This window comes from Sphingomonas sp. 179-A 2A2 NHS (assembly GCF_045371305.1).
Lineage (GTDB): Bacteria > Pseudomonadota > Alphaproteobacteria > Sphingomonadales > Sphingomonadaceae > Sphingomonas.
On record NZ_JBIQDE010000001.1, the window covers coordinates 228,897 to 248,655 of the forward strand.

The following is a 19,759-nucleotide window of genomic DNA, read 5'->3' on the forward strand; positions in this document are numbered from 1 at the left end:
CGTGCTCAACGCAAGCGGCTCGTCTCGGTGCGGGCGCCGCTCAGCAGGTCGCCGAGGGTGCGGTCGCTGAGCAGCGACTTGTCGAGCATGGCAACGGCATTGGCCTTGCGGATCGTAGCGACCGGCTCATCGCCGCGCGCTGCCGCAACCTTGATCGCGGCCGGGCGCACCGGCTTCGTGACGGCGGACGCAAGCTGGACGGTGGCGGGACGCGGCTCGCCAGGCTTGGCAGCGACCTGGACGAGCTTGGCAGCGGCGGCGGCGGCCGGCGTTTCGGTGATTGCGGCCGGCGCCGAGTCGATGGGGCGCGACGGCACGATCAGCTGGGCGGTCTGGATCGCGCCCTCGGCTATCGGCGCAGCGCCGCCGGGCGTGAAGCTGATCGCCGCAAGCTGCGCTTCGTCACGCACGAACTGCTGCGCCGTCGGGGCGACGAGCGCGAGCGTATCGCCGTTCCAGCGTTCGAGCTGCGCCAGGTTCGCACGAACGTCGAACTCCGTTTCCAGAGCGCGGATATCGCGTTCGGCAGCGCTGATCTTCGCGTCGACCTGCGCCAGCCGCTTGCGCTCCGCCGCCACCTGGAGGCTGACAAGATAGAAGCTCAGCGACACGATCACCACGCCGCCGAACCACCCGAGCCCTTTCAATCGATACGCCGCCGTCATTTACTCGTCTCCACTGCCGGCTCGCCCCAAACCGTCGTTGCCCCATGCCGGCGCGGCCGTCCGCCGCGCCGTCCGCAATGTCGCGGAACGAGCGCGCGGGTTGCGCGCCGCTTCCGCTGCACCCGCGCGCACGGCGCGGGCAGTAATCTCGAATGTCGGCGCCTGCGCCGCGGCCACCGCCGGCCGATGGCGCGATCCTGCCGGCGTTCCCCCGCTCCGTTCGCGCAGGAAGCGCTTGATCATGCGATCCTCGAGCGAGTGGAAGCTGATCACGGCCAGCCGCCCGCCCGGCGCGAGGATCCGCTCCGCCGCGGCCAGCCCTTCGGCCAGTTCATCAAGCTCGCGGTTCACATGGATGCGAACTGCCTGGAAGGCGCGGGTCGCCGGATCCTTCTTGTCGTGCGGCCGGTGGCCCAGCGCCTTGCGCACGACACGGGCGAATTCGCCGGTCGTGGTCAGCGGCCGCGCAGCGACGATCGCGCGCGCGACGCGGCGCGACTTGGGCTCCTCGCCGTACCGCCACAGGACGTTGGCGATATCCTCTTCATCGGCGTGATTCAGGAAATCGGCCGCGCTCTCGCCCGACTGGCTCATGCGCATGTCGAGCGGCCCGTCCTGCTGGAAAGAGAAGCCGCGCTCCGCCTGGTCGAGGTGCATCGAGGAGACGCCGATATCCATCGCCACGCCATCAACGGAGGCGATCCCCCGCGCCGCCAGTTCGCGATCCATGCGCGAGAACTCGCTGGGGACGAGCGTGAGGCCAGCCTCTGCCTCCTCCAGCGCGCGGCCCGCCGCGATCGCGTCAGGATCGCGATCGAAGGCGAAAACCTGCACCCCGGCGCCAAGCAGCGCACGGGTGTAGCCGCCGGCGCCAAACGTGGCATCGACCATGGTCTCGCCGCGCTCGGGGGCAAGCGCGGCGAGAACTTCGTCGAGCAGCACCGGGATGTGCGGTGCATCGGCGTCTGGGCGGGGGCTCACAGCGTGATCCCCTTGTCTCGGCACATGATGGCGGCGTGACGCTTCACCATCTCGTCGACCCCCTCGTGCGCCATGAGCGCGCGCGGGTCCCAGATCATGAAGCTCTCGTAGTCGCCGAGGAAGAAGGCGATGTCGGTGATTCCGGCAAGTTCACGCTCGGCCGCAGGCAGGATGAAGCGGCCGCTGCCGTCGAACGGCACTGGCTCGACTGAGGCGCCGCGCATGCGGGGCGCGTAGTAAGCCGCGGAACCGGTGTGTGCGCCGGCCTCGGCCTGGCGCTGGATCAGCTGGTTCTTGGCGAATTCCACATAGCCGCGGTCATGCGCGATCAGACACGGGAAATCCGGGTGAACGCCGACGAGCACGGTGCCGCCGTCCTTGCCGTCCGGCCGCGGTGCATTCTGGGCGAGGGCGGCCCGCAGGGTGCTGGGAATGGCGACACGACCCTTGTCATCGACAAGGCCGACCCCCTTCCCAAGATAATCCACCCGTTCCGACACGCCCACCTCGCACAAGGCGCGCAAGACCCGCCCGAGCCGAAAAGCAGCTCACACCGCCCTCGGTTGTCGCCATCGACAAAAAACAGTGGTCCTGCCCCTCTGTCATCCTGATGAATATCAGGGAGACACGGGGAAAGGAAGGGAAATTTGGGGAAAGTCGGGGAAACGAGGCTATTCCGGTGGGATTCCCACGTCGCGTCTCGTGTGCAGAGGGCGCAGTTCGGTATCCGTTCCGCAATCGGGCCCGGCCGCTGGGCGACCAGATGCCATTCCAGGCGCTCGATTCCCGCCCATCCCCGGATTTCCCGCGATCATTGGCGGTTCGCTTCCGGGGCAGGTGACGGCGACGGATCGGTGGCGCTGGGCGCAACGCCAAGCTCGGCCAGCGGCTCGTTCGCCGCGTCGCTGGTGTTGGTGACGGTGAGGTTCGTCAGCGCGCCCGTCTGCGGCGCGCCGGGGGCAGCGACAGGCTTTTCGCGGTTGGCGGCACTGAAGATGGCACTTGCGAGGCCGATGAGCAGGACAACCAAGGCAAGCCCGACCAGGCCAACCTTCACGCGCTGCATCGCCTGATTATGTGATGCGACGGATTTCATTTCGTCGTCGTCAGTTAACGGAACATCGCGCACTTGTCGAATTCCGGGACCTCACCCTGCCACCCTGAGGCCTTTCGACTCGCGCCAGGCCGGATTGTAAAGGCTCGAAAGATAACGGAATCCCGTGTCGCACAGGATCGTGACGACCCGCTTCCCCGGCCCCAGATGCCGCGCCAGCTGCACCGCGCCGGCAACATTGATGCCCGATGACAGGCCAAGGCAAAGCCCCTCCTCCGCCAGCAGACGATCGACCCATTCGAGCCCCTCGGCGTCCGAGATGCGGAACTGCGTGTCGATCGGCGCGCCTTCCAGGTTGGCGGTGATCCGCCCCTGCCCGATCCCCTCGGCTACCGAGGATCCTTCCGCGCGTAATTCGCCGTGGGCGTAGTAGTTGTAGAGCGCGGCGCCGTGCGGGTCACTCAGCGCAATCGTGATCCGCTCGTCCTTTTCCTTCAGGCCGAGGCCGACGCCCGCGATCGTGCCGCCGGTCCCCGCGGCGCAGGTGAAGCCGTCAATCCGCCCGTCGAGCTGGTTCCAGATCTCCTCCGCGGTGCCCATGATATGGGCGCGGCGATTGGCGATATTGTCGAACTGATTGGCCCAGACGGCACCGGGCGTCTCCTCGGCAATGCGGCGTGACTGGTGCACGAAGTGGCACGGGCTGGAGTAAGGCGCGGCCGGAACGGTCACGAGCTCGGCACCGAGCGCGCGGAGCGTGTCCATCTTCTCCTTCGACTGGGTATCCGGCATCACGATGATCGTGCGATACCCCTTGGCGTTGGCGACCAGCGCCAGGCCGATGCCGGTGTTGCCGGCCGTTCCTTCGACGATCGTGCCGCCGGGCTTGAGCGCGCCGCGCGCCTCGGCATCCTCGACGATGAACAGCGCCGCGCGATCCTTCACGCTGGCGCCGGGATTGGCGAACTCACATTTCCCGAAGATGTCGCAGCCGGTTTCCTCACTGGGGCCTTTGAGACGGACGAGCGGGGTGTTGCCGATGAGCGAAAGCGTGTCGTTGGCGATATGCATCCGGCTTAGATGGCGAAGCCATGCCCGCGCCACAAGCAACCTTGCGTTGTAGCGCGCGAAGGCTGATCTCGGCCGGCGACGTGACGCTCAAATCTTCCTTCCCGCCGATCGCCCCGGATGATGCGCGCGTGCTGATCCTCGGCAGCCTGCCGGGTGAGCGCAGCCTCGCCGAACGGCGCTATTATGCGCATCCGCAAAACCAGTTCTGGCGCTTGCTATCGCCGGTGGTCGGGCGTGATCTCGCGGCGCTTGAATATGAGGCGCGGCTTGCTGCCGTCAGCGCCGCAGGCATCGCGCTATGGGACGTGGTCGCCACCGCGCGGCGCACCGGAAGCAGCGACGCGACCATCAGCGACGCCAGTGCGAACGACCTCGTCGCTTTGGTGGATCGCCTGCCGCAACTTCGCGCGGTCGCCTTCAACGGCGGCAAGGCGCTGTCGATCGGGCGGCCGATGCTGGCCGGGCGAGATCTCGCGATCCTCGCCCTCCCCTCGTCCAGCCCGCTCCACACGGTCGGCCTCGCCGCCAAGCAGCCCGCCTGGTCGGCCATCGCCGAGTATCTGGCCTAAGGCCGCTTGGGGATTTCCAGCCCACGCTGCACGGCCGGACGGGCAAGGCCCCGCTCCAGCCATGCGACGACGTTTGAATAGCCGTCGAAGCCAGTGAGGTCGCGCGCTTCGTAGAAGGTGATGAGGTTGTTCACCCAACCGATCATCGAGATGTCGGCGACCGAATACTCATCGCCGAGGAACCACTGCTTGCCCTCCAGTGCGGAGTCCATGACGCCAAGCAGTCGCTTCGCCTCGTCGACGTAGCGCTGCAGCGGGCGCTTGTCCTCCCACTCACGGCCGGCGAACTTGTTGAAGAAGCCGAGCTGCCCGAACATTGGGCCGACGCCGCCCATCTGGAACATCACCCATTGCACCGCCTGCCAATGGCGCGCCGGGTCCGCGGGCAGGAACTTGCCCGTCTTTTCGCCCAGGTACAGCAGGATCGCGCCACTTTCGAACAGCGCCAGTGGTGCACCGTCTGGGCCATTGGGATCGAGGATCGCGGGGATCTTGCCATTCGGGTTCAGCGACAGGAATTCCGGCGACTTCTGATCGTTCTTGGCAAAGTCGACGAGGTGAACCTCGTAGGGAAGACCGGTTTCCTCCAGCATGATCGACACCTTGACGCCATTGGGCGTCGGCAGGCCGTAATATTGCAAGCGATCGGGATGCCGGGCGGGCCAGCGCCGGGTGACCGGGAATGCGGAAAGATCAGGCACGAAGGGTTCTCCTGAAGTGTGCACCGGAAGGTAGGTGGCTGGCGCGGTTGCGCCAAGGAGGCTCGGTTTATCCCCGCGATGGAGCGGCCCGCCGCCCCGCACTTGCAGGAACCCGGGTCGCGCGCCCTCGTTGGAACACTGACGCAACAACCAAGGAGCGACCATGTACCGTTACGCATTCCTTCTGCTTGCCGCGGCGCCGATCGCCGCCACCGCCCAGACTGCCCCGGCTCCGGCCACCACGCCCGCAACCGGCGCTGCTGCTGCACCGGCAGCCGGCGCGCCGACCGTCGGCGCCACCATTTATGACGCGCAGGGCGGCACGGTCGGCACGATCGCATCGACCGACGGCACCAACGCAGTCGTCGACACCGGCACCGTCAAGGCTGCCGTCCCGCTCACCTCGTTCGGCACCGGCCCCAAGGGCCCAACGCTCGGCATGACGAAGGCGGAGCTTGAAGCTGCTGCCGGCCAGGGCGCGGCGCAGGCCGCTGCCGACTTCAAGTCGAAGCTGACCGCGGGCACCACCGTCTATGGTTCGGCCGGCGCGTCGGTCGGAACGATCAAGGAAGCGGACGCGCAGTTCGTGACGCTCACCACGCCCAAGGGTGACGCGAAGCTGCCGATCGGCTCGTTCGGCCCCGGGCCGCAGGGTGTCACCATCGGGATGACCGCTGCGCAGCTCGAAGCAGCGATGGCCGGCAAGTAAGAGCGGCCAAGTAAGTACGGCAGAGGCCGCGGGCACGGCGCCCGCGGCCGTTAGCCTTTGTGCAATTCAGATCCGCGCTTCAGCACCTTCGCGCCGTCCTCCTGTGCGATGAGGAACGCGGGGTTATCCTTGGTTCCGTTCTTGACGACCTTGGCACCCTTCAACGTCCGCTGGACACGGCGTTCGAACCGCTCCTCGACCTTGCCGTGCGCCGTGCCACTACCCCAGTGCCAGCTGACCTTGTCACCCTTGTGAATTGAATTCGCCAAGCATCGTCTCCTTCGACGATGCCGAACGCACCAGCAGCGCGCGAGATGCACGCCGCCGGTGACACGGGGGTTCAGGCTGCGGCCTTGGCTTCCTCCAACGCGGCGCGAACCGCGGCCAGCGCGTCATTGGCCTTGTCGCCGTCCGGACCGCCGCCCTGCGCCATGTCGGGCCGGCCACCGCCGCCCTGCCCGCCCACCGCGGCGACCGCGCGCTTCACCAGATCGACCGCATTGTACGTCGCGACGAGATCGTCGGTGACGCCGACCGCGACCGTGGCGCGGCCGTCGTTGACCGCGACCAATGCGGCGACGCCCGACTCGATGCGCTTCTTGGCATCGTCCACCGCGCCGCGCAGGCCCTTGGCCTCGAAGCCGTTCAGCACCTGACCGACGAAGGCGACGCCGCCGACGGTTTCGGGACCGGCCGGCGCAGCGCCGCTGCCGCCGCCCATCGCCAGCGCCTTCTTCGCCTCGGCCAGTTCACGCTCCAGCCGGCGCTTTTCCTCGAGCAGCGAGGCGACGCGGCCGGGGACTTCGTCTGGCGTGGTGCGCAGCGCGGAGGCTGCCTCGCGCAGCTTCTCGTCGCGCGAGGAGAGGTAAGCGCGCGCGGCTTCGCCGGTCAGTGCCTCGACGCGGCGGACGCCCGAGGAGACGGCGCCCTCGCCGATCACCTTGAACAGGCCGATGTCGCCCAGCGCGCTGACATGGGTGCCGCCGCACAGCTCGACCGAATAGGTCTTGCCGCCGTCATCGCTGCCCATCGAGACGACGCGGACCTCGTCGCCGTATTTTTCGCCGAACAGCGCCATCGCGCCCATCGCGATCGCATCGTCGGGCGTCATCAGCCGGGTGGTGACGGGGGTGTTCTGGCGGATCTTGGCGTTCACCGCTGCCTCCGCATCGGCCAGTTCCTCCGCGCTCATCGCGCTGGAATGGCTGACATCGAAGCGCAGGCGATCGGGCGCGACGAGCGAGCCCTTCTGCGCGACATGCGTGCCGAGCCGCTGGCGCAGCGCCTCATGCAGCAAGTGGGTGGCCGAGTGGTTGGCGCGGATCGCGGCGCGTCGCGCGACGTCGATCGCGAGCTTCACCGTGTCGCCGACCTTGATCTCGCCCGCGCCGAGCGTCGCGTGATGGACCCACAATTTGCCGAGCTGCTTCGAGGTGTCGGTCACCTCGGCGGAAAGGCCCCCCTCACTGCTGATCGTGCCGGCATCGCCGACCTGACCGCCGCTCTCGGCATAGAAAGGCGTCTGGTTGACGATCACGTCGACCTGGTCGCCGGCTGCGGCCTTTTCGACCCGCGCGCCATCCTTGACCAGCGCGAGCACGACGCCCTCGCCGACATCGCTGGAATAGCCGGTGAATTCGGTCGCGCCGACTTCCTCGGCGAGGTCGAACCACAATTCGTCCGATGCCTTGGCGCCAGAGCCCTTCCAGGCGGCGCGCGCCGCGCGCTTCTGCTCCGCCATCGCGGCGTCGAAGCCGGCGCGGTCGACGCCGAACGACTGGGCGCGCAGCGCGTCCTCGGTCAGGTCATAGGGGAAGCCGAACGTGTCGTAGAGCTTGAACGCGGTCTCACCCGGCAGCACGTCGCCCGGCTTCATCCCCGCGGTCGCCTCGTCGAGGAGCTTCAGCCCCTTGTCGAGCGTCTGGCGGAAACGGGTTTCCTCCTGGGAGAGCGTCGCCTCGATCAACGGCTGCGCACGGACGAGTTCCGGGTAAGCCGCGCCCATTTCGGCGACCAGCGCCGGCACCAGGCGGTGCATCAATGGCTCCTTGGCACCGAGCAGGTGCGCGTGACGCATCGCGCGGCGCATGATGCGGCGCAGGACATAGCCGCGACCCTCGTTGGCGGGCAGCACGCCATCGGCAACGAGGAAGCCGGCGCAGCGCAGGTGATCGGCGATCACGCGGTGGCTGGCCTGATTCGCGCCTGTCGTCGCAGTGTGGGTCAGCGCGCCCGAGGCGGCGATCAGCGCCTTGAACGTGTCGGTATCATAATTGTCGTGCACGCCCTGCATGACGGCCGCGATCCGTTCCAGCCCCATGCCGGTGTCGATCGACGGGCGCGGCAGATCGCCGATGATCGTGTCGGCTTCCTGCAGGAACTGCATGAAGACGAGGTTCCACACCTCGACAAAGCGGTCGCCATCCTCGTCCGGCGAGCCGGGAGGGCCACCGGGGATATGATCGCCATGATCGTAGAAGATCTCGCTGCACGGCCCACACGGACCATCCGAGCCCATCGCCCAGAAATTGTCCTTGGTCGGGATGCGGATGATGCGGTGATCCGGGAGGCCGGCGATCTTCTTCCACAGATCAAACGCCTGGTCGTCGGTGTGATACACGGTCGCGGTCAGCTTATCCGCGGGAAGGCCCCATTCCTTGGTCAGCAAGGTCCAGGCGTGAGTGATCGCCTGTTCCTTGAAATAATCGCCGAACGAGAAATTGCCGAGCATCTCGAAGAAGGTATGGTGCCGGGCGGTGTAGCCGACATTGTCGAGATCATTGTGCTTGCCGCCGGCGCGCACGCATTTCTGCGCGCTTACCGCGGTCGAATAGGGCCGAGTCTCGAGGCCCGTGAACACGTTCTTGAATGGCACCATGCCCGCGTTGACGAACATCAGCGTCGGATCGTTCTGCGGCACCAAGGGTGCGGAGGGCACGATGCTGTGCCCGGCCGAGCCGAAGTAATCGAGGAAGCTGCGGCGGATGTCGTTCGTCGAGGTCATGGCGTGCGACTTAATCACCTGAACGCCCGGTGACTAGCGGTAGTCGTACGGTCGATCGCGCGCAAAAACGGTCGACAATGGCGCTCAAGCGGCGCGCAATGGCAGCTCCCCGGCCAGCGCCCGCACGACCATGGGCTCGCTCAGCCCGTAATCCGCCAGCGAATAGCGGTGCGCGACGTGGCTTCCCTCTTTCGACCGCGCAACGAAGCGCTCCATCCGCTCCTCGACGCGCGACGAGAGCGGCATGGCAAGCATCCGGTACACGCGGCGCATTTCGGAGCGCCAGTCGGCGCCGACCGCCTCGAAGCTGACGTCGACCTGCGGCACGATCGCGGCGCGGCGGGCAGCGGCGGTACGCTGCTGGCGAAGCGCGATCTTGCGCAGCCATTCCGCCCCCACCCAATGCGGATCGACGGCGTCGGACTGGACGCGCATCTGGCTGTGCACCAGCGAAGCGGACGAGGCGACGGTCGCCGGTGCGGCGCGATCAAGGCACACCAACCGCGCATCCGGGAAGGTATCGAGCACCGCATCCAGATCCTGCGTGAACTGCGGCAGCTTCAGCACCAGCGGCTTGTCCCCGCGTTCGCGCCGCAGCCACGCGGCGGTCTGCAGCAGCCGCTTGAATTCGGCGTAAACGGGGCGCGTGTCCATCGCCTCCGTCATCGCGACGAAGCTGGGGATCCGCCACTGCGCCTCGAACGCGGCGCCGAAGATCGACACGTTGTGAAGCCCGATCTCCTCGTCCGGCTCCGCCGTGGCGGTGGGATGGATGGTCTGGAATTCAGGATTGAGCCAGGCGGCGCAGCGCAGGCCGATCCAGCCGCGCAGCCGGCGATCGTCGAAAGGGCCAAGGCGCCCGCTCGGCAGCGGGTTCCAGCTTTCGAAGAAGCGCGTGTGCGCGATGCGCGGATCGCACGCGAGCAGCCGCTGCATCCGCGTACTTCCCGAGCGCATCTGCCCCAGGACGATGATCGGGCGGCGAATCGGCTGGGCGAGGATTTCGGGGTGGCGCCGCCACCAGGCGTGCATGCGCGCGCGATTGGCCAGCGCCGCCACGATTTGGCCATGAGCGATCACCGTGCCGAGCGGGGTGAGCGCCGCCTCGTCGCGCAGCGCCGCGGTGAGCACGTCGAGCCGTTCGCGCCAGCCATTGTCCGGCCCCAGCGTCGCATCGCCGACCTGCCGGCGCGCGGCCGCGATCAGCGCGTCCGATTCGATCACCGGGCGCGACAGCCAGCCACGCGTCCAGGCACGCTCCAGCACCTCGTTGACGCGGGCGTGTCGACGGGACGGCTCCCCCACGACGCCTGACGCGCGCGGGACGACAGAAGGACCCGCGCTGTCGGCGGTGATGGTGAACATGAAAGGCAAACCCCCTGCCCGCCGTTTAGTGCCCAAGGAAAAATGATCCAAGTGAGTGCGTTGCGCGCGACTGCTCGGTTCGTCGCACTTGTGCGTGCCGCGCAGGCGCGCTCATAGTGCGCGGCACACCTGAAGGAGCGCGCCGGCATGTGGCTGATCCTGGCATTGCAAGCTGCCGTTCCCTCCGCCGAAGCCGCGGTCGATCGCTATCGGGAGCTGACCACCGCCGATTCGCGCTGCGTACGCGACCCCCAGTCGACGGACATCACGGTGTGCGGGATGCGCAATGCGGATCGCTTCCGCGCACCCTTCACGGTGCACGAGGCAGGCGATCCGATGTGGGAGCCGGTCGCCAACGAACGGCAGCGGTTCCTGGCGCGGACCGACAATTGCCAGGAGAAGAACCTGTTCCTGGTCGGCTGCGGGGCGTTTGGCCTCAGCGTCACCACCGGCGGCGGGCGTGACGGCGTCGAGCTTCGGCCGATGGCCAAGTGATCCGCCGACCCCTCCGGAACAAGAAGAAGAAGTGGGATCCCGGCTCCAGGCCGGGGTGACGAGTGAAGTCGCTAGACCGGGCGATCGAGGCTGGTCGGCGGGGTGCTGAACCATTGCGGGCCCGATGCGCCCATCCCGAAGCAATCTTCCAGCCGGATGCCGAACTTGCCCGGCAGGTACAGGCCGGGCTCATTGGAAAAGCACATGCCGGCGGCGAGCGGCGCGGTTTCGCCGTGGACGAGGTTGATCGGCTCGTGCCCGTCCATGCCGATGCCGTGGCCGGTGCGGTGCGAGAGACCCGGCAGCCGGTAGCGCGGGCCATAGCCCCAGCGTCCATATTGCGCCCGCACCGCATCGTCGATCGTGCCGGCGGGTGCCCCGAGCCGAGCGGCCTTCAGCGCGATCTGCTGGCCCTGCGCGACATGATCCCAGACACGGCGCTGCTCGGCAGTAGCATCGCCGTGAACCCAGGTGCGCGAGACATCCGATTCGTAGCCGTGCACGGCGCAGCCGCAGTCCATCAGCACGACCTGGCCGCCGCCCACGCGGTGCACCTCGCGGCTGCCATGCGGATAGGCCGATGCCTCGCCGATCAGCGCCATGGAGAAAACCGGCTCCCCGCCCAGCTTGCGTGTCGCGGCACTCATCAGCGCGCCGACCTCCGCGCCGGTCATGCCCTTCTCGACCCGCGGGTGGAGCCAGCGATAGGCGGCGATCGTCACGTCTGTCGCGCACTGCAGCAGCGCGATCTCGGCCGGCGTCTTGATCATCCGGCAGCCGCGCACGACCGGATTGGCGGAGACGAGCCGGACGCCCGGCAGCGCGCGCTTCAGCCCATCGCTGGCAAAGAAGCGCACCGTTTCCTCGACGCCGACCGGCCGGCCCGCCAGCTTGCGTTCGGCGAGGAAGCCGGCGACGAGCTTCAGCGGATCCTCGTCCTCCTGCCACACCCGCACCTCCGCCGGCACGCCCAGCGTCTCGCGGACCGACGGTTCCTCGAAGAAGGGCGTGACGACGAGCGCTTCCCCCTCCACCGGTATCACCGCCGCCGTCAGCCGTTCGCTGCGCCCCCAGCGCACGCCGGTGAAATAGGTGAGGCTTGCCCCCGGCTCGATCAGCACGGCGCCGATCACGTTGGCCTTCATCAGCGCCTGAGCCCGCGCGACACGCGCCGTGCGCTCCGCCGGGGTGATCGGCCGGGCGCCGGTGGTGATGTCGGAAAGCTCGGCCAGATCCGGCTCCGCGGCACGAAGAACCCCAGTGATCGAGAGCAATGGCAGCGCCGCTGCCGCCCGAAGCAGTGATCGGCGGGAGGGGGCGAAGATCATCGGCTTGTTCTTTTCCTATCGGGTGCGTGGATGAATTGACCGGAGGGCGACAGACCCAGTGCTGCGCTGCCCGGGCGGGCGCAGCCATGCCTAAAGCGACTATGCGTGTGAGAACAGAGTCACTTGACCTCGCGCCGCCAATCCCCTTTCACCTTCGCGCGACGACCTATCCACCGTTCGCCCCGAGCTTGTCGAAGGGTCGCCACGCAGCGGTAAGGCCAGGCGCACATCTCGGGAGCATACATGGCCAAGCGGCTCACTTATTATATCATGATCGCGCTCGTCGCTGGCCTTGCGTTGGGGGTTGCCCTCAATGCCTGGATCGATGACGGCAGCGCCGCCGCGACGGCCCGGCTGGAAGAGATCGCCGGATATTTCTCGATCGTGACCGCCGTTTTCCTGCGGCTGATCAAGATGATCATCGCCCCGCTGGTGTTCGCGACCCTCGTCGCCGGCATCGCGCACATGGGGGACACCAAGGCGCTGGGCCGGATCGGCGGGCGGGCGGTGGCGTGGTTCATCTGCGCCAGCCTCGTCAGCCTGACGCTTGGCCTCATCCTGGTGAACCTGTTCCAGCCGGGCGTCGGGCTGAACTTCCCGATCCCGCCGGAAACCGCCACCAGCGGCGTCGAAAAGGCCGCGTTCAACCTCAAGGATTTCATCACCCACGTCTTCCCCGCCTCCGGAATCGAAGCGATGGCGAAGAACGAGATCCTGCAGATCGTCGTCTTCTCGATCTTCATCGGCGTGGCGATCACCGCAGTCGGCGAGAAGGCCGCGCCGCTGGTGCGCGGCATCGAGGCGCTGGTGCAGGTGATGCTGACCGTCACCAATTACGTGATGCGCTTCGCCCCCATCGCGGTGTTCGCGGCGGTGGCTGGCACGTTGACCGAGCGCGGGCCCTCGATCATCGGCAACCTCGCCTATTTCATGGGCACCTTCTACCTTGGCATGATCATCCTGTGGATGCTGCTGTTCGGGGTCTGCTGGGCGATCGTCGGAAAGCGTACGAAGCTGCTGGTGCGCTACGTGCGCGAGCCACTGCTGCTCGCTTTCTCCACCGCATCGTCCGAAGCCGCCTATCCCCGCACGCTGGAGGCGCTGGACAAGTTCGGCGTGCCGCCGCGCATCGCCAGCTTCGTCCTGCCGCTGGGCTACAGCTTCAACCTCGACGGCTCGATGATCTACATGACCTTCGCGACGATCTTCATCGCGCAGGCCTATGGCATCGATCTGACGCTGTGGCAGGAAATCACCATGCTGCTGGTGCTGATGATCACCAGCAAGGGCATTGCCGGCGTGCCGCGCGCCAGCCTGGTGGTGATCGCGGCGACGCTTGGCTTCTTTGATATTCCCGAGGCCGGCCTGCTGCTGATCCTTGGCATCGACCACTTCCTCGACATGGGCCGGTCGGCAACCAACGTCGTCGGCAATGCGGTGGCGAGCGCGGTAATCGCGAAATGGGAAGGCGAGCTCGATCCGATGGAGCCGGACGTGATCGACGGGCCACGGGCGCCAGCGGGAGGCGGGCCGGCCTTTGACACCGACAGCTTCCGCGAGACGCCGAACCTCGACGTGGACCGGCGCGCCTGACGTATCCCCGCCGGCGTGGCACTGATGCGTTGCCGCGCCGGCGCAGGCCAAGGGGGTGACAGCGCGCCCCCGCGCGGCAATGAAGGCGGCAAAGGAGAGCCTTCCATGCCGCATTACGGCGACCTGCAAACCCAGATCTATGGTGCCGGCCTGTCCGGCGTGGTCCCCACCTATCCGGTCGATTTCGCGACGCTGGAGAAGCGCGCGCAATCCGCGCTGCCGCCGCATGTGCTGACCTATGTCCAGGGCGGCTGCGGGGACGAATATACGCAGGACGAGAATGCGCGCGCCTTCCGCCATTGGGGGATGGTGCCGCGCATGATGGTCGATGCGACGCACCGTGATCTTTCGATCGAGCTGTTCGGGCTGAAACTGCCCTCGCCGTTGTTCATGGCGCCGATCGGCGTCACCGGCATGATGACGCAGGACCAGCACGGCGACGTGGCGGCGGCACAGGCCTCAGCCATGACCGGCGTGCCGCTGACCGCCTCGACCCTGTCGAATGATCCGCTGGAGGACGTGAAGACCGCCTGCGGCGAGACGCCGGCCTTCTTCCAGCTCTACACGCCGCGCGACAAGGAACTGGCCGAAAGCCTCGTCGGGCGCGCGGAGGCGGCGGGATACAAGGCGATCGTCGTCACGCTCGACACCTGGGTCACCGGCTGGCGGCCGCGCGATCTCAACCCGTCGAACTTCCCGCAGCTGCGCGGCCATGTGCTGCAGAACTATTTCGTGGATCCGCGCTTTCGCCAGATGCTGGGCGGCAAGGCGCCCGAGGAGGATCTGCGCACCGCCATCGGCACCTGGGGCGCGACGTTCGGCAAGGTGCTGACGTGGGACGACATGGCGTGGCTCAAGTCGATCACGAAGCTTCCGATCGTGCTGAAGGGGATATGCCACCCCGATGACGCGCGCCGCGCGATCGATAGCGGCGCGGACGGCATCTATGTCTCCAATCACGGCGGTCGGCAGGCGAACGGCGGCATCGCGGCGATCGACATGCTGCCGGCGGTGGCCGACGAGGTGGCGGGACGCGTGCCGGTGCTGTTCGATTCGGGCATCCGATCGGGCACCGATGTGGTGAAGGCGATCGCGCTTGGCGCGGATGCGGTGGGTGTCGGCCGGCCCTATTCCTATGGCCTGGCGCTGGGCGGCGCGGCGGGCTGCGCGCACGTGCTGAAGTGTTTCCTTGCCGAGGCGGACCTGCTGATGGCGGTCAACGGCTGGCCAACCTTGGAGGCGGTGCGCCAGGCGGGGGCGATCCGGACGGATCGCTAGCGCCGGGAAGGCGTCATCCGGCGAAGGGATGACGCCCCTGAAGATCAGATCCCGACCAGCCCGCCATCCTCGCGGGTGATCACGATCGTGGCCGAGCGCGGTCGGCTGGCGCTGGCCGAAGTGCCGCTCTGCGACGCCGGCCAGTTCGACGTGATATTGTCCGGCCCGCCATTCTCGCCCGGGTGCTGGATGTTGACGAACAGTGCCTTGCCGTCCGGCGTCGAGGTTATGCCGGTGATCTCGCACTCCTTCGGGCCGACGAGGAAGCGCTTCAGCGTCGCGCCCGGCACCTTGCCGACGCGCGTCGTCGCGGTGCTGGTGCCGGCAGGCGTGGTGTTGGTGATCGTCTTCACGCCCCCGTCACCCACCCGGCCCGGAATTGCGGCCAGCATCATGCAGTTGGTGACATCGGTATAGGCGCCATCGTCCGTCTGCAGCCACATCACCGGATTGGCCCCCTGCCCTGCGACGTTCGAGGGCAGGCTGAACCACATGCCGTCGGGCGAGGAGAAATCGTTGCTGTCGTCCAGCCCCGACAGGTTGATGTTGGCCGCGTCGAGATCACGGCCCGAACCGAAGGCATAGACGTCCCAGGTGAAGCTCGTCGCCTCGGTCGTGTCGCCGGCTTCGCGCAGGCGGATGACGTGGCCATTGACGTTGCCCACGCTGTTGCTGCGCCCATCGGTGCGGGGATCGACATAGGCGCGCGGGTTAGTGGCATCGACGCCGGCTGCGGTGCGCGAGCTGTTGTTCGTCAGCGTGCAATACATCTCGCCATTGGCCGGGTTCACCGCGGTCCATTCCGGCCGGTCCATCTTGGTGGCGCCAAGCGCATCCGCCGCGAGGCGGACGTTGATCAGCACGTCGGCCTGATCGGCGAAGGGATAGTCCGTGTTGGCGCTGGTCAGCGGGCCCGAGCCGAAGGTGAGCGGCAGCCACTGGCCCGAACCGTCGGCGTTGAACTTCGCGACGTACAGCGTCCCGGCGTCGAGGTATTTGTCGCCCACCGCCAGCCGGCTCGCGGCATTGGCGTCCGCCGCGGACCAAGCGGTGTTGGAGACGAACTTGTAGATATATTCGTTCTGCGCGTCGTCACCCATGTAGAAGGCCGGCTTTACGCCGGCGACCATCCGGCCGGGCTCCACGCCCTCATGGTTCATGCGGCCGAGCGCGGTGCGCTTGCGCGGCGTGGAGGCGGGATCATAGGGATCGATCTCGACGATCCAGCCGAACTGGAACGGCTCGTGCCGGAAATCACCGGTGCCGTCCGCGGCGAGCGCCGCGCTGGCGGTGGCGTTCCAGCGGCGAAAGCTGGTGTTCGACGGGTCTGACGCGGCCACCGTCGACCAGCCGTAATTGCCCGCGCGGCCCTCACCGATGCCATAGCGGGTGAGGCTGCGGTTCTCCTTCGCGGCCCCCGCATTGGTGCGCACCGTCGCGTCGCCGGTGTCGCGGCGGAAGTAGCCGGCCCAATTCTCCTCCGCGGTGGCATAGGTGCCCCAGGGCATCGGGCCGTTTGCGCAATTGTTGATCGTGCCGCGGCCCTGCGTCCCATCGGGCGAATGGAGCGTCCTCAGCTGACGGTTGCCGCGCGCCGGGCCGCTGAAGGCAGTCGGCGTATTGGGCGTGACGCGCCGGTTGAGCGCCGACGCCTGGACATAGCTCCATGCGGAGGCACCGCGGGTGACCTCGACCACCGAGACGCCATGCGCCTCGATCTCCTTGGTCGCCTCGGCCTCCGGCCGCACGCCGCCGGCGCTCGTCGGGCCGTTCGGGTGAAGATAGGCCTGGGTGATGTTCTCGTGATTGAGCACCAGCAACCCGCGGGTGCTGTTCGATGCGTCCCGCGCGGTGCCGCTGGCGGCAAGGCCGAAGAAGCTCATCCCGTCATGATGATCGCCCGCACGGGTCGCGAAGCTCGAATCGCTGCCGTCATTGGCGAAGGCAGGCGTCGCGCCGTTGATCGGATCGCCAAGGCGGTACAGCACCGTCACGCGATAGCCGGCCGGCACAGTGACGATGTCGTTGCGGTTCTTCGCCACGGCGGCGAAATCGAGCGTCGCGGGAGAGACGGTGACCGTCGTATCCGCCGTTGCGTTGTCGCCGGAACTGGTGGTGCCGCTGAAACGGAACACAAGCGGCGTCGCGGCGGCGACGGCAGGGGCAATGAACGTCGCGCTCGCGCCGCTGCTGCTCAGCGTCACCGCCGGGCCGCTCACCTGCGTCCATCCGACCGCCTGCGCGGTGGGGCTGGCGGTACCCTGCAGCGTTACGATCTTGCCCGCAGTGATCGCCACCGCACTGCCCGCCGTCACGGTGATCGGATCGCGCGTGATCGTGTCATCGTCGTCGCAGCCCGCGAGGAGCACGCCGCCGAACACTGCGGTCGTCATCGCGCTCAAGCCGCCGCGCAGCGTCTGCCGGCGCGAATAGCGGCGCGCGATCAGATCGCCCAGATGCGTGTTCGCGCTCTCGTTCGTGTCAACGTCGCCATCGTCGTAGAGGAAAGTCGAATCGGTCATGATCGCCCCCGGAAGCTGCCCTGTTACGGGGTCATGTGGCGGGCGCTGGTGACGGCTACGTGGCGTGACGAAGTCGCTACGGTTGCAATTTGATGTGAAGTCCAAGACACTTGACCCAGCGCACGCTTTCGCTATGGAGCCGCGCTTGTCGTACGCCTTTGGGCGAACGGCGCCGTCCGAGACAGCGGGTGGGCCCTGGCGCCCTTAATTCCCCGCCGAGGCGGGGACAGGATTTTGCCGCAGCGCCCTGGCGCTTCGGTTTGCCGCACCGCTTACGGGGTCATTCCCGCGCCGTGCGACTGCTTCCCATTCCCCTTCGCTGGACAACCGGATGCGGTATCTGCCGCATACGGATCGTAACCGGCCGCAGCCTTCGGGACGCGGCCAAAGTGTGGAGAATGGCATGGATCGTGCTGAAAAGGCCCAAGCCGTCGCCGAACTCAAGCAGACCTTCTCCGAGGTCGGCGTGGTGGTCGTCACCCGCAACCTCGGCCTCACCGTCGCACAGTCGACGCAGCTGAGGACGAAGATGCGCGAGGCCGGTGCCGTCTACAAGGTCTCGAAGAACAAGCTTGCCAAGATCGCGCTCGATGGCACCGACTATGACGGCCTGGGTGAATATTTCACCGGTCCGGTCGGTCTCGCGACCTCGGTCGACCCCGTTGCGGCTGCCAAGGTGGCCGTGGACTTCGCCAAGACGACCGACAAGTTCGAGATCGTCGGCGGCGGCATGGGTGCGACCAAGCTCGACGTGGAGGGCGTGAAGGCGCTCGCCACGATGCCGTCGCTCGACGAGCTCCGGGCGAAGATCGTCGGTCTCATCGTGGCCCCGGCCACCAAGATCGCGACCATCACCCAGGCGCCCGCCGCGCAGATCGCGCGCGTGCTTGCAGCTTACTCGGAAAAGGAAGCCGCCTGATCCTTCAGGCAGCATCGTTTCATTCGAACGTTTCAAAGGAAGTATATCATGGCAGACCTGAACGCGCTGGTTGACCAGCTGTCCGAACTGACCGTCCTCGAGGCGGCTGAGCTCTCGAAGCTCCTCGAAGAGAAGTGGGGCGTCTCGGCCGCAGCAGCGGTTGCAGCAGCTCCGGCAGCTGGCGGCGCCGGCGGCGGTGCACCGGCCGCTGAAGAGAAGACCGAGTTCGACGTGATCCTCACCGGCGACGGTGGCAAGAAGATCAACGTCATCAAGGAAGTCCGCGCGATCACGGGCCTGGGCCTGACCGAAGCGAAGACCCTCGTTGAGTCGGCTCCGAAGGCGATCAAGGAAGGCGTCTCGAAGGACGAGGCCGAGAAGGTCAAGAAGCAGCTTGAAGAAGCTGGCGCGACCGTCGAGGTCAAGTAAGCCGCTGCGGGGAAGACGGGCCATGCTGGCCCGCATCCCCGCAAGGCCGGCCGGCGTGGGCCAAGGCTCACGTCCGACGTCACGGGACCTGCTCCCGTGACGGCATAGCCGAAGACAGAAAAAGGCGGCTCCCCTCGCGGGCGCCGCCTTTTTCTATGCATGCTCAATTCGGTGACGACGCCGGAGAAGAGAAAGAAGCGGGACGCCGGATCAGGTGCGGGGTGACGCAGCCCTGCAAGACGACACGGCGCTCAGGCGTGCCCCACCCAGTCGTCGCCGTCCCCGGCCCGCGTCGCGATGCGCGCCGCGGGCGCACAGCCGCAGCGGCGCGTATCATGGGCGAGCAATTCGCCCGTCGCGACCACTTCGAAGGTACTGGAATCGAGATACCGCACCGGTTCGCCGTCAAGCAGCGTCGTCCAGGCCGCGCCGCGATGCTGGCGCACGCCCGTGCCGCCGTTCGTCATGAAGACGTGGCGACGCTCCACTACCACCAGCGCGGTGCCGTCGTCGCCGATGCACCGGTGCCGTGCGAGTTCCTCGATCATCGCCCTCAGTCCACGGCCAGCGGCGTGACGCGAACGATGCGCAGGTCGCGATCGCGTCCGTCGCGGTCCGGCCAGCGGATCGTGCTGCCGGCCCGCATCCCGATCAAGCCCGCGCCCACCGGCGTCAGGATCGAGACGCGGCCTGCGTCGATGTCCGCGTCCTTGGGATAGACCAGCTGCACGGTCCGCTGCGCGCCCGTCCCCTCGTCGACGAATTCGATCTGCGAATTCATCGTCACCGTCTGCTGCGGCAGCTCATCGGGTTCGCGCACCTCGGCCCGGTCGAGCTCCGCCATCAGCAGCGCCGTGGTGTGAGGATGGGCCCGCTCGGCACGAAGCGCCAGCTCCCAGAGCTGATCGCATTCCGCGGCGGTGAGATAGATCGCCGGCGGCTCCGCCGGCAGCGAGGCGAGTTGTTCCATGAAAATAGCAGCTTTCCGCTTGATCGAAATCGGCCGCGCACGCGCGCGGCCTAGGGAGGTCATATCGATGAAGGCCCGAACCCAGGCGGCGCATGCCGTCCGGGGC

At 67.4% G+C, this 19,759-nt stretch carries 20 protein-coding genes; 7 read left to right on the forward strand and 13 right to left on the reverse strand.

Annotated elements, in window-relative coordinates; all coding sequences use genetic code 11:
* Positions 1–5: 5 nt before the first annotated feature.
* The 5 genes from ACH0AE_RS01130 to ACH0AE_RS01150 form a co-directional block, all read right to left on the reverse strand.
* Positions 6–665 carry a hypothetical protein gene (locus ACH0AE_RS01130; RefSeq protein ID WP_294441962.1) on the reverse strand — a complete coding sequence of 220 codons (660 nt, stop codon included), beginning with the start codon at positions 663–665 and terminating at the stop codon, positions 6–8.
* Positions 666–1,646, reverse strand: coding sequence for a 16S rRNA (cytosine(1402)-N(4))-methyltransferase RsmH (rsmH, locus tag ACH0AE_RS01135; RefSeq protein ID WP_294441961.1), 981 nt, complete (start codon positions 1,644–1,646; stop codon positions 666–668). It lies immediately after the preceding gene.
* Entirely contained in the window at positions 1,643–2,146 is a 504-nt protein-coding gene (locus tag ACH0AE_RS01140; protein WP_294441960.1) for a division/cell wall cluster transcriptional repressor MraZ, read from the reverse strand. Before ACH0AE_RS01140 ends, rsmH begins: the two co-directional genes overlap by 4 nt.
* Positions 2,147–2,457: 311 nt before the next feature.
* Positions 2,458–2,742, reverse strand: coding sequence for a hypothetical protein (locus tag ACH0AE_RS01145; RefSeq protein WP_294441959.1), 285 nt, complete (start codon positions 2,740–2,742; stop codon positions 2,458–2,460).
* Between the two features lie 51 nt (positions 2,743–2,793).
* Positions 2,794–3,771, reverse strand: a complete 978-nt coding sequence (locus ACH0AE_RS01150) for a cysteine synthase A (RefSeq protein WP_294441958.1) — start codon at positions 3,769–3,771, stop codon at positions 2,794–2,796.
* An 80-nt stretch (positions 3,772–3,851) separates the two neighbouring features.
* Between ACH0AE_RS01150 and ACH0AE_RS01155 the strand changes: the two genes are divergently transcribed.
* Positions 3,852–4,340, forward strand: a complete 489-nt coding sequence (locus ACH0AE_RS01155; protein ID WP_294441957.1) for a DNA-deoxyinosine glycosylase — start codon at positions 3,852–3,854, stop codon at positions 4,338–4,340.
* On the opposite strand, the gene ACH0AE_RS01160 is transcribed toward ACH0AE_RS01155, so the two are convergent.
* Positions 4,337–5,041, reverse strand: a complete 705-nt coding sequence (locus ACH0AE_RS01160) for a glutathione S-transferase family protein (RefSeq protein WP_294441955.1) — start codon at positions 5,039–5,041, stop codon at positions 4,337–4,339. The genes ACH0AE_RS01155 and ACH0AE_RS01160 overlap by 4 nt on opposite strands.
* A 163-nt stretch (positions 5,042–5,204) precedes the next feature.
* Here ACH0AE_RS01160 and ACH0AE_RS01165 point away from each other — a divergent pair, with 163 nt between their 5' ends.
* Positions 5,205–5,750 carry a hypothetical protein gene (locus ACH0AE_RS01165; RefSeq protein WP_294441954.1) on the forward strand — a complete coding sequence of 182 codons (546 nt, stop codon included), beginning with the start codon at positions 5,205–5,207 and terminating at the stop codon, positions 5,748–5,750.
* 50 nt (positions 5,751–5,800) lie between these two features.
* Here the strand turns inward: ACH0AE_RS01165 and ACH0AE_RS01170 are convergent, their stop codons facing one another.
* The 3 genes from ACH0AE_RS01170 to ACH0AE_RS01180 all read right to left on the reverse strand — a co-directional run bounded on the left by ACH0AE_RS01170 (position 5,801) and on the right by ACH0AE_RS01180 (position 10,119).
* On the reverse strand, positions 5,801–6,019 hold the full coding sequence (locus ACH0AE_RS01170) for a DUF2945 domain-containing protein (protein WP_294441953.1): 219 nt from the start codon (positions 6,017–6,019) through the stop codon (positions 5,801–5,803).
* Positions 6,020–6,090: 71 nt separating this feature from the next.
* Entirely contained in the window at positions 6,091–8,754 is a 2,664-nt protein-coding gene (alaS, locus tag ACH0AE_RS01175) for an alanine--tRNA ligase (RefSeq protein WP_294441952.1), read from the reverse strand.
* An 84-nt stretch (positions 8,755–8,838) separates the two neighbouring features.
* On the reverse strand, positions 8,839–10,119 hold the full coding sequence (locus tag ACH0AE_RS01180; RefSeq protein ID WP_294441951.1) for a sulfotransferase: 1,281 nt from the start codon (positions 10,117–10,119) through the stop codon (positions 8,839–8,841).
* A gap of 147 nt (positions 10,120–10,266) precedes the next feature.
* On the opposite strand from ACH0AE_RS01180, the gene ACH0AE_RS01185 reads away from it, so the two are divergent.
* Positions 10,267–10,614 carry a hypothetical protein gene (locus tag ACH0AE_RS01185; protein WP_294441950.1) on the forward strand — a complete coding sequence of 116 codons (348 nt, stop codon included), beginning with the start codon at positions 10,267–10,269 and terminating at the stop codon, positions 10,612–10,614.
* Positions 10,615–10,685: 71 nt separating this feature from the next.
* Here ACH0AE_RS01185 and ACH0AE_RS01190 read toward each other — a convergent pair whose 3' ends face one another.
* Positions 10,686–11,942 carry a Xaa-Pro peptidase family protein gene (locus tag ACH0AE_RS01190; RefSeq protein ID WP_294441949.1) on the reverse strand — a complete coding sequence of 419 codons (1,257 nt, stop codon included), beginning with the start codon at positions 11,940–11,942 and terminating at the stop codon, positions 10,686–10,688.
* 243 nt (positions 11,943–12,185) lie between these two features.
* Between ACH0AE_RS01190 and ACH0AE_RS01195 the strand changes: the two genes are divergently transcribed.
* Both ACH0AE_RS01195 and ACH0AE_RS01200 read left to right on the forward strand, forming a co-directional pair.
* The gene (locus ACH0AE_RS01195) at positions 12,186–13,535 is read left to right on the forward strand and encodes a dicarboxylate/amino acid:cation symporter (protein WP_294441948.1); all 1,350 of its coding nucleotides are present in this window, start codon (positions 12,186–12,188) and stop codon (positions 13,533–13,535) included.
* A 105-nt stretch (positions 13,536–13,640) separates the two neighbouring features.
* Positions 13,641–14,813: an alpha-hydroxy-acid oxidizing protein gene (locus tag ACH0AE_RS01200; protein WP_294441947.1), complete on the forward strand. Its 1,173-nt coding sequence runs from the start codon at positions 13,641–13,643 to the stop codon at positions 14,811–14,813.
* Between the two features lie 44 nt (positions 14,814–14,857).
* Here the strand turns inward: ACH0AE_RS01200 and ACH0AE_RS01205 are convergent, their stop codons facing one another.
* A complete protein-coding gene (locus ACH0AE_RS01205; RefSeq protein ID WP_294441946.1) occupies positions 14,858–17,335 on the reverse strand; it encodes a PhoX family phosphatase in 2,478 nt (825 codons plus the stop codon).
* Between the two features lie 403 nt (positions 17,336–17,738).
* Between ACH0AE_RS01205 and rplJ the strand changes: the two genes are divergently transcribed.
* The gene (gene rplJ / locus ACH0AE_RS01210; RefSeq protein ID WP_046406553.1) at positions 17,739–18,254 is read left to right on the forward strand and encodes a 50S ribosomal protein L10; all 516 of its coding nucleotides are present in this window, start codon (positions 17,739–17,741) and stop codon (positions 18,252–18,254) included.
* 48 nt (positions 18,255–18,302) lie between these two features.
* Complete coding sequence (gene rplL, locus ACH0AE_RS01215) at positions 18,303–18,683, forward strand: 50S ribosomal protein L7/L12 (RefSeq protein ID WP_294441945.1); 381 nt, start codon at positions 18,303–18,305, stop codon at positions 18,681–18,683.
* Positions 18,684–18,934: 251 nt separating this feature from the next.
* Here the strand turns inward: rplL and ACH0AE_RS01220 are convergent, their stop codons facing one another.
* Complete coding sequence (locus ACH0AE_RS01220) at positions 18,935–19,231, reverse strand: hypothetical protein (RefSeq protein WP_294441944.1); 297 nt, start codon at positions 19,229–19,231, stop codon at positions 18,935–18,937.
* Positions 19,232–19,236: 5 nt separating this feature from the next.
* Positions 19,237–19,653: a nucleoside diphosphate kinase regulator gene (gene rnk / locus ACH0AE_RS01225; protein ID WP_294441943.1), complete on the reverse strand. Its 417-nt coding sequence runs from the start codon at positions 19,651–19,653 to the stop codon at positions 19,237–19,239.
* Positions 19,654–19,759 lie beyond the last annotated feature (106 nt).